A 1,981-nucleotide genomic window follows, 5' to 3' on the forward strand; every position below is an offset into this window, starting at 1 on the left:
CACCGCGCTGCCCCGGCCCGCGGCCAAGCCGCCCGCGGAACCAGCGAAGGCCAGACCACAGCTGGAGGCCGCCGGGCGCGCGGGCGCCTCGGCCACGTGATCCCCGCGAGTTTGGTGGGCCGGGGAGGGGGTAGGCCGCCGCCGTGAGCACGTCTCACGGGGATCCCGACAGGACTCCCGATGCGGCCCCCGACGAAGCCGCGCCGGTGAGTCACCTCGCGAGCTCCGGCATCGAAAGCTCCGGCTACGCCCCGCCGGCGAGCGGCCCCCGTAGTCCCGAGCGGCTCTCCCCGCCCGGCGGTCCGGGCGGTCCGGAAGGCGTCGACATCGAGGCGGTACACGCCTTCGGGCACGGCCGGCTCGAGTCCGCGCGCGAGGCCGCCCTGGCCGACGACGTCGCTGCCCTGATCGGGCAGCCGAGGGCGCCGTGCACCCCGATCGCCTCCGCCGTACGCCAGGTCATGGAGCGCGTCGGCGGCGACGCGGAGCTGCTGGAATGGCTGGACCGGTTCCCGGGCCGGCCGCAGCTGGTGACCCGGGTCCTCACGCTGGTGGCGTTGCTGGACCAGTTCGGCGACCGCCTGCCCGTCGTCTGGGCGCTGCGGGACCTGCGGACGCGGGCGCCGGACCCGCCGATCCTGGCCGACCACCTGCCGGCCGTGACCGGTCAGGAGGCGCTGTCCGGCCTCGGCGGCCAGATCAAGATGATGCTGGGCGAGGACGACCTGGCGCCGGCCGGCCGGCTCGCCCTGGCCGCCGCCGGCCTGCTCGCCGACCTTGCGCCGCACGTCGCGGAGGTACCCGGCATCGAGGAACTGGGCACGCTCGCCGAGCGGTCCCGGACGGGCCTGACCGAGGCCCTGGCCGCGGTGGAGGCGGCGTAGGCGGAGCCGGCCGGCCTGCCATGCCGCGGGCCGGCCGGGACCCTCCGACCGGTCCCGGCCTGTCACGCGGAGCCGATCGGTCAGCAGCCCGTCCAGATGACCGCGAGCGAGGACTGGTCGGACGGGGAGCCCGCCACGCCGAGGATCGTGTGGCCGTCGGCGCTGACCCAGTGGATTCTGATGTCGCGGCCCTGGTACTGCGGGAGGGCGACGGGCGTGTTCCCGCGGTACAACAGCGCCTTGCCGTAGACGCTGGCCACGATCGTGCCGTTCACACCGACCGTGTCGACCGTCGCCGGGTAGATCGTGCCGCTCGTCGGATACAGGCCCGACTCGGGGTGGCCGACCTGCTCGACGGTGCCGGAGCCCAGGTGCCACCGCACGTAGATCCGCTCGCCCGTCAGCTCGCCCTTGCGGTCGCCCTCGGGGTCGGCACCGGGCCGTCCGGGGGCGACCTCGCCGAACAGCTGGTCGCCGCTGAGGTGGGCGGCCCAGCCGGTGTGGTACCCGGGCGGCAGCGGCAACGGGGTGCCCTCGCCGTCGGACGTCCACCTCGTCGGGACCATGCTGACCGTGCCGTAGACCGTGCCGTCGTCGGCGATCGCCAGCGCCGTGGACACCGGGCTGCTGAACACCTTGTAGCCACCCGCCGCGGGCCAGAGGATCGCGCGGTGGTCGGTGCCGCCCGTCCGGACCTCACCCACGACGTCGCCGCGGGCGTTGATCGCCGACACCCGGACGTCCTGGGCCTCCGGCGGGGTCGGCAGGTCGGTCATCGTGCCGTTGCGCACCACCACCGCGCGGTCCATGGTGGTGCCCGCGACCGTGCCGGAGGCGTTCACCACTGCGGGGATGAACGCGTCGGGCAGCGCCTGCCGGCGCCCGTCGACCCAGAGGGCGGCGCCGGAGAAGCCCGAGCCGATGATGTACCGGCCGGTCGGGTCGGCGGTCAGGCTCATGATGCCGAGCGGCTTCTGGTCCGCCTCGTCGGACACGGGGGCGACGGTGCAGCCCGGCGCCACGGGCGGCAGCGGCGAGAGGACCGGGCCGGGCGACGCCGACCCGGAGGCGCCCGCCGACGACGGCGCGGACCGCGG

Annotated in this window: 2 protein-coding genes; one reads left to right on the forward strand and one right to left on the reverse strand. The window is 75.8% G+C overall.

Going from position 1 to position 1,981, the window contains the following annotated elements:
- Positions 1-206: 206 nt before the first annotated feature.
- Positions 207-884 (forward strand): hypothetical protein, encoded by a 678-nt coding sequence (locus tag ABZS66_RS61495; protein WP_354774226.1) that lies wholly within the window; start codon positions 207-209, stop codon positions 882-884.
- A gap of 80 nt (positions 885-964) precedes the next feature.
- Here ABZS66_RS61495 and ABZS66_RS61500 read toward each other — a convergent pair whose 3' ends face one another.
- The gene (locus ABZS66_RS61500; RefSeq protein WP_354774228.1) at positions 965-1,879 is read right to left on the reverse strand and encodes a hypothetical protein; all 915 of its coding nucleotides are present in this window, start codon (positions 1,877-1,879) and stop codon (positions 965-967) included.
- Between the last annotated feature and the right edge of the window lie 102 nt (positions 1,880-1,981).

The sequence above is a fragment of the Dactylosporangium sp. NPDC005572 genome (assembly GCF_040605515.1).
Classification (GTDB): Bacteria; Actinomycetota; Actinomycetes; order Mycobacteriales; family Micromonosporaceae; genus Dactylosporangium.